Raw genomic sequence first — 6,191 nt, 5'->3', positions numbered from 1 at the left:
ACGTCAGCGGGGGGGCGCTCAGCCCACCGCCACCTGCGTCATCAACCACCGCCCGTCGAGGCCCTCGAGCCGGAAGGCGAGCGCTCGCACCCTGCCGTGGGACACGACCACCGCGCAGGCCTCGACGACCCCGTCGGTCGGCTCGCAGACGCGGATCCGTCTGACGACGGCAGGGCGACGAGGGCCGGCTGCCAGTCGCCGGGTCGAGACCAGGGCGCGACGAGCCAGCAGTGAGTACACCGTCGGACTGGTGTGCCGGATGAGCTGGGTCGCAGGTCGCTGCCCCGAGATCACCTCCACCATCGCCTGGGCGATCTTGGCGACGAACGGCTCGGGGTCGGGCAGATCGCTCGAGCGAGTCGGCTGGCGGGCGAAGTCGTCCTCCATCGCCGGGAAGAAGTCGAGGGCCAGTGACTCCTGCGTGTAGGGCGCGGACTCGCTCGTCCAGGCCTCGTCGGCGCTGATCCGCCGGGGCGCCAAATCCGGAACGTGTCGCACCGAGAACGGGGCCGGGCCGGAGGCGTGGGGAACGGGCGGCCGAGCCGGCTCGGGGATCCTCACCGGGCCACCTCCGCGACCGGGACGCGCAGCAGCTGACCGGGCTCGACGACGTCGGGATTGTCACCGATGACGTCGCGGTTGGCGTCGTACCACCGCGGCCACTCGGCGGCAATCTCGGCATCGCTCGCCGCGGGGCCGAGGTGCCGCGCAGCGATGGACCAGAGGGAGTCGCCGCGACGCACCGTGACCGTGTCGATCGTGGTGGCGGAGGGCCGCAGGGCCACCCCCAGCGGAGCAGCGGTCCCTGACCGCATGACCTTCGCCGGGCGGTCCGGAACCCAGCCGGGCCCGGGTGAGCTCGTTGCACCTTGGGACCCCGCAGCCTCGGCGGGTTCGGCAGCTTCGGCAGCGTCGGCCGGGGATTCTGCAGCGGCGCTGGGACGGAAGCCGGGACCGGTCACCTCATTGACCGACAACGTGGCTGTGCCGGCGGCTGAACCCGCGGCTGTTGCCGGTCCATCGACCTCGACAACGGCCGCCAGCCCCATCGGGGCGGGGAGGGCGACGGTGCCGACGGACACACCCAGGGCGAGCGACAGGGCGCGACGGGCGCAGTGAGGTGTCAGCCACCCAGCCAGGCGCCGAGCGCCGCGGCCCAGCGCTCCGGGCGCTGCGCTCAGAAGGGTGATCGTGGCGACGCACGCGAGCCAACCGCAGAGGGCCACGGCTCCCCAGAGCAGCCCGGTGATGAGCACCCGTTCGAGGTCCGCGGGCGCGCTTCTGCCGGCCACGGCCCCGTCTTGATGCGCCAGCAGCGCCAGCGCCCACGTGGCTGCTACCGAGCCGGCAGTGAGGCCGAACGCCCGCGCCCACGAGTGTGGAGGACCTGCCTTGTCATGTACCCCTGACCATGTCATGAAGGCATTTAATGGCGTTTGATGTTGTTTGACAACCTCAACTTCTGCAACCTGTGGAAACGTCCACTAGCCTCGGAATCGCCAAGACTGGCTCTGACAGGGGGCACGGATGCGTTGGGAGCAGCTCTTCGACGACCTCGAGGCTGCGTGGACCGCGGAGTCGGGAGCGCAGCACGAGGCGGAGGTCGCGGACCGGACCCGCCGCGAGCGGGCGCAGGTCAGCCTGCATGCGCGATTGCTCGCCAACGTCGGACGGGCCACGATCTCGGTCCGCTTGGCCGGAGGGACCCCGGGAGCGAGCCTCATGGGGACCGTGACGGACGTGGGGCCCGACTGGCTCCTCCTCGCCGAGGCTCAGCGGGGTTCGGTGCTGGCGCCCCTGGGTGCCGTGCGTGACCTGGTCGGCCTGGCGCCGGGCGCGCAGGAGCCGACTCTGGTGGCCAAGCGCTTCACCTTCGGTGCGGCGCTACGCGGCCTGAGCCGGGGCCGGGTGCCGGTGGAGCTGATGGACCTGGACGGTCGCGTCCTGACCGGCACGATCGATGCGGTGGGGTCCGACCACCTCGATCTCGCCGAGCACGCCCTCGACGAGCCCCGCCGGAGCAAGCACGTGCTTCGCAGGCATGTCCTTCCCCTCGCCGCCCTCAGCTGCCTTCGGCACCACTGACAGGGCGGCAGCCCCCTAGTCACGGTCCGGGGGCCCTCACTCCTCCAGGGCGCCCCCGAACGGGTGGGACTGCACGAACGACCTGGTCTCTGCGTACATGCGTTGGATGTAGTTCTCGAGCTCGGTGACCTCGACCCGCCACTGACCACGCCCGCCGATCTTGATCGCGGGCAGCTCCCCTGAGCGCACGAGTGCATAGGCCTGCGCCGAGGAGATGTTGAGGATCTCCGAGACCTCCGCCAACTGGAGGAACCTTTGGGCCACGATTGCTCCTTCACTTCGTTGCCGCAGGGCGACGGGTCGTGCGCGTCGTTGAGCAACTCATACCCCGGGCGGCGGCCGGTGCACACACCCGATACGAGGCGTCTTCATGTTAGGCACCGATGCGCCCACATGATTGAGTTTTCCACAGTTTTGCCCCTCAAGAGGCAGCTCGCTTACGGATGCGGCAGGATGAGCGCGGCGCCGGGGACTGATGCCGGCGCCTCGTCCGAGACGCCGTCCGCCGTTACAGCGAGATCATCCGACCGCTGCGCGGGGTTGCGCGTCCCAGGGCGCTTCACTGCATCACGCCGACCAGGGGGTTGACCGACCGATGAGCGAACTTGCCGCACCGACCGCGAAGCGACTGGAGAAACCCTCCTGGCGGGACAGCCGCCTCATCGTGGGAGTGATCCTCGTGCTCGCGTCGGCCGCCCTCGGCGCCCGGCTCGTCGCGACTGCCGACAACCGGACGCCCTACTACGTGGCGGTGGAGAACCTCGTCGCGGGTGACCGTGTGACCGCCTCGACGTTCCGGCCGGTCGAAGTTGCCCTGGCCGACGGAATGGGGGGATACCTCCGGGCCGACGCCCCGATCCCACAGGGAAAGCTGATCACTCGTGACCTCCAGGCGGGTGAGCTGGTGCCCTCATCGGCCCTCGGAGAACCGGGCGAGGTGGACGTCCAGCGCGTCACCGTGCGCACCGACGCGGTCGCGACAGCCGGCCTGGACCGCGGTCAGCGTGTGGATGTCTACGTCACCACCGACGACGCCACGCCCGGCTCCGGTGACGAGGCATCGGCCGGCACGACCCGGCTCCTCGACGGTGTCGCGGTCGTCGGCGTGCATGCGAGCGAGGGTGGCTTCGGCGCGGCGGCTCGCACCTCGGTCCAGCTCTACGTGCCGGCCGCAGAGGTGCAGGCCGTGGTCGAGGCGGTCGATCACGACGCGAAGATCACCTTGGTGCCGGTGTCCGGTGGCGGGGTCGCCTCGGGGGCTGATGACGCATGACCGACGTCATCACCGGACTGAGCCCGGAGTGGGAGTCGATGGTGGCGACGACCCTCGAGTCGGCACCGGGGCTCACGGTCACCCGGCGGTGTGCCGACGTGGCCGAGCTGCTCTCGGTCGCAGAGGCGGGACGTGGAAACTGTGCGGTGGTGAGTGCGGATCTTCGCGGTCTCGATCTGACGACCGTCCGTCGGCTCGCCCGAGCGGGCCTGGTCGTTCTCGGTCTCTATCCGTTGGGCGACGAGGGTGCCGAGCGGCGGCTGCGTCAGCTCGGGGTCACCTCCATCCTGTCCGTCGACGCCGATCCGGACTCGTTCGCTGAGATCCTCAGCCCGCATGCTGATCTCTCCGGCATCGACGCCCTGTCCGCCTCGTCGGCTGCGACTGCGACTGCGGCTCGGCTGACAGCGGACGGCGTCGTCATCCCCGACCACGTCCCTGACGGACTGGTGCAGGGTGACGCGCCCACCGACGGGATCTTGTCGCGGACCGAGGGGGAGCCGGGACCCGACCTCGCGTCGAGTGGGTCGCCAGCCAGTGTCGGGTGGCAGCCTCGAGGCTCCGAGGAGGTGTCAGAGGAGGTGTCAGAGCGCCTCGACGCCGACGTGCGTGGGCCGGAGCCCGACGCGAGCGGGTCCGGGCGGTCAACCCTGGTGGCCGTGTGGGGCCCGGCGGGCGCCCCGGGCCGCACCACGGTCGCGGTCAACGTGGCTGTCGAGCTCGCTTCCCGCGGCCAGGATGTCCTTCTCGTCGACGGCGACACCTACGGAGGCTGCGTCGCCCAGGTGCTGGGGCTGCTCGACGAGGCTCCCGGGCTCGCAGCCGCGTGCCGGGCCGCGGACCAGGGCACCCTCGACCTGCCCACCCTGGCTCGCCTCGCTCCCGTGGTCACTTCGCGGCTCCGCGTCCTCACCGGGCTCCCGAAGGCGGAGCGCTGGCCGGAGCTGCGGGTAGCCGCGCTCGAGCGCGTCCTCGACCTCGCTCGCCGGCTGAGCACCGTCATCGTCGTCGACTGCGGCTTCTGCCTCGAGGACGACGAGGAGCTCAGCTACGACACGACGGCCCCCCGCCGCAACGAGGCGACCCTCACGACGCTGTCCCGGGCCGACACGCTGCTCGCGGTCGGAGGGGCGGATCCTGTCGCGCTCCAGCGGTTCGTGAGGTCTCTCCAGGAGCTGGGGTCGGTGCCGTCGCCGATGCCGATCCCGGTCGTCAACCGGGTCCGTGCCACGGCGGTGGGCTCGCGACCGGAGGAGCGCATCGCCGAGTCGCTGCTGCGGTTTGCCGGTCTCGACGGCCTGCACTTCGTGCCGAACGACCCGGACACGGTGGACGCGGCGCTCCTCGCCGGGCGCACGGTCGTCGAGCAGGCTCCGGACTCCACTCTGCGTGCCTCCTATGCCGAGCTGGCCTCGGCCGTCGCTCCGTGGACCCGGACGCGGGCCGGTGAGCGACGGAGCCGGCCGTGGCGTCAGGGGGCGAAGAGGATGGTGAGTCCGGCGAACGTGTAGAAGAGCATGATCACCATGAGGGGGACCTGACCGACGATCGCGGAGCGCCGATCGAGCACGGTCACCGCTCGCTCGTGGGCCGCCAGCACGCCGAGCAGGTGTCCCAGGACGATGCTGCCTGCCTGGATGGTGGCAACGAGCGTCGCCTGGACCAGGGTGTCGTCCGGTCGGAGGCCAGCGGTGCCGAGCAGGTTGGCGCCGGTCCCGAGCGGGTCGCTGAGGAGGGCCAGCCCGACCGGCGTCTGGTAGACGAAGAGCGACCAGTAGTGGGCCACGACATAGCCACCCGCGATGGGGACGAGGGATGGGGCGATGTCGGACACGAAGTCGAAGGAGTCGCGCAGCGCGCGGCGGGCCAACGCCATCGAGACGGCGGACGCGAGCCAGAGAGTCAGCGCCACGGCCGCGAAGAAGGCGAGCAGCGTCGCGGTCTTGAGGACGGACGCGGAGACGGTGGAGGTCTGGACGAAGGTCGCCCACGCCAGGTTGGCCGAGAACCCGTCGTAGGCGGTGCTGCCCAGCATGACGGCGACGGTCGCCACGAGACCACGCTCGCCGCGCAGCTCGTTGATCCCGTGCAGCGGCGTCCGCAGGACCCACCGTCCGTCGGCCCGCCGGCCCACCGGGGCGAGGGCGCCGAGCAGTCGGGACCAGGCCTCGAAGGGGTCGGCCCGGTCGAACCACGCCCTGCCGAAGACGGCTGCCCCGAGGACGGAGACGAGGAGGAAGGCGAGGACGAGCAGGCGCAGGAACGGGAGGCTGGTGTTGTCGTTGGCGACCAGCTCGACCCACGTGAAGATGCCGAGCGCGATGGCCGCCGGCCACCACCCGAAGCGGTAGGGGAGCACGGCGAGGTCGGGTGAGACGCGAGCGAGCCGGAGCAGCCCGGTGTGCAGGAGCCGGAGCGGGTTGATGACCCGCCAGACGGGGCCGAACAGCATTGACGCGAAGGCCAGCCCGACCCACAGCCAGACGTAGACGACGTGGGGCACGGGGTTGCGGGCGCTGTCGGGTCCGAGGAGCAGGGCGGTGAGCGTCCACAGGGTGAGGGCGATGGACAGGGCCTGGGCGACCCGGCGGACCCAGCGCGACTCGAGGACGGCCGCCACGGGGTCGGGGAGGAGCAGCCCTTGGGACCGGTCGAGCCGGGGCTCGCGCCAGAGCACCCCGATCGCCAGGAAGGAGATGACGAGTGCCGCGAGGGCGCTCACGAGGAGCGCCCCGAAGGGGAGGGGAAGGTCACTCCGGCTCCCGACGCCATGGGTCGGCAGGACCGTGGCGACGTGGGAGAGGATGCCGTATGCCGCTGGGCTGGCCACCGC

Annotated in this window: 7 protein-coding genes; 3 read left to right on the top strand and 4 right to left on the bottom strand. The window is 71.3% G+C overall.

Going from position 1 to position 6,191, the window contains the following annotated elements; genetic code table 11:
* Window positions 1-18 precede the first annotated feature (18 nt).
* Window positions 19-561, bottom strand: a complete 543-nt coding sequence (locus OO014_RS06040; RefSeq protein WP_272461384.1) for an Rv3235 family protein — start codon at window positions 559-561, stop codon at window positions 19-21.
* Entirely contained in the window at window positions 558-1,292 is a 735-nt protein-coding gene (locus OO014_RS06035; RefSeq protein ID WP_272461383.1) for a LysM peptidoglycan-binding domain-containing protein, read from the bottom strand. Before OO014_RS06035 ends, OO014_RS06040 begins: the two co-directional genes overlap by 4 nt.
* Window positions 1,293-1,527: 235 nt before the next feature.
* Between OO014_RS06035 and OO014_RS06030 the strand changes: the two genes are divergently transcribed.
* A complete protein-coding gene (locus OO014_RS06030; protein WP_272461382.1) occupies window positions 1,528-2,085 on the top strand; it encodes a hypothetical protein in 558 nt (185 codons plus the stop codon).
* Between the two features lie 36 nt (window positions 2,086-2,121).
* Here the strand turns inward: OO014_RS06030 and OO014_RS06025 are convergent, their stop codons facing one another.
* Window positions 2,122-2,349 (bottom strand): helix-turn-helix domain-containing protein, encoded by a 228-nt coding sequence (locus tag OO014_RS06025; protein WP_272461381.1) that lies wholly within the window; start codon window positions 2,347-2,349, stop codon window positions 2,122-2,124.
* 331 nt (window positions 2,350-2,680) lie between these two features.
* Here OO014_RS06025 and OO014_RS06020 point away from each other — a divergent pair, with 331 nt between their 5' ends.
* Entirely contained in the window at window positions 2,681-3,358 is a 678-nt protein-coding gene (locus OO014_RS06020; protein ID WP_272461380.1) for a hypothetical protein, read from the top strand.
* A complete protein-coding gene (locus OO014_RS06015; protein ID WP_272461379.1) occupies window positions 3,355-4,869 on the top strand; it encodes an AAA family ATPase in 1,515 nt (504 codons plus the stop codon). Before OO014_RS06020 ends, OO014_RS06015 begins: the two co-directional genes overlap by 4 nt.
* Here OO014_RS06015 and OO014_RS06010 read toward each other — a convergent pair.
* Complete coding sequence (locus tag OO014_RS06010) at window positions 4,830-6,188, bottom strand: hypothetical protein (protein ID WP_272461378.1); 1,359 nt, start codon at window positions 6,186-6,188, stop codon at window positions 4,830-4,832. The two genes, OO014_RS06015 and OO014_RS06010, sit on opposite strands and share 40 nt — an antisense overlap.
* Window positions 6,189-6,191: the final 3 nt, after the last annotated feature.

This window comes from Intrasporangium calvum (assembly GCF_028446585.1).
GTDB lineage: Bacteria > Actinomycetota > Actinomycetes > Actinomycetales > Dermatophilaceae > Intrasporangium > Intrasporangium calvum_A.
This window is presented reverse-complemented; position numbering and strand designations above follow the sequence as displayed.